This window comes from Aeromonas sp. ASNIH8 (assembly GCF_002919855.1).
GTDB lineage: Bacteria > Pseudomonadota > Gammaproteobacteria > Enterobacterales > Aeromonadaceae > Aeromonas > Aeromonas caviae.
The window spans coordinates 1-739 of the sequence record NZ_PQLN01000260.1; the positions used below are offsets into that span (position 1 = coordinate 1).

1 pseudogene is annotated in these 739 nt (G+C 61.6%); it reads right to left on the minus strand.

From position 1 onward, the window contains the following. Positions 1–167 precede the first annotated feature (167 nt). Positions 168–614, minus strand: a pseudogene (locus tag C3418_RS23805) (methyl-accepting chemotaxis protein); the annotation flags it as partial. Between the last annotated feature and the right edge of the window lie 125 nt (positions 615–739).

The following is a 739-nucleotide window of genomic DNA, read 5'->3' on the forward strand; positions in this document are numbered from 1 at the left end:
TGCATAGGCGTCATGTTCATAGAAAAACGCCCCAGGCCATCGAGACCCAGGGCGGTGAAGATATCAAAGACCCGTTTTCCGGTAAATCGCAATGCGGCTCCGCTTAAGTGAACAGCATTGCGCCGATTGGTGGGGCCTTCTGCGCTGTGCCGGGTGACCAGCAAGACTCAGAGGGTGAAGCGCTGGGTCATATGGTGCAGCGAGGTGGCCAGCCTGCTCAGCTCGACGCAGGCCTGGGCGGTCTGCTGCACCCCCTGGGCATTCTCGTCGGCGGCGGTGTGGATCTTGACGATGCTGCGATTGAGCTCCTCGGTGACCGCGTTCTGCTGCTCGGTGGCGGTGGCGATCAGGGTGTTCATGTCGGTGATCTGGGTGACGGCACCGTTGATGCTGTCGATGCTGCTCCCCGCCTCCCGCGCCAGCTCCACGCTCTCCTGCATCTGCTGACGGCTCAGTTGCATGGCGCTGCCCGCCTCGGCGGTACGCTCCTGCAACACCTCGATCATCTTGCTGATTTCGGCGGTGGACGCCTGGGTGCGCTGGGCCAGACTGCGCACCTCGTCTGCCACCACCGCAAAGCCACGCCCCTGCTCGCCGGCCCGGGCCGCTTCGATCCGTCATTCCGCACCTGATTTTGCTATTTTCAGTGCTTGACGGCGATCGGCAGTTCTGATCTATTACTCTCTTTTGCAGGTAGATCATCATGGCCGCACCCGCTATCTCGATCCGTAACCTCGAT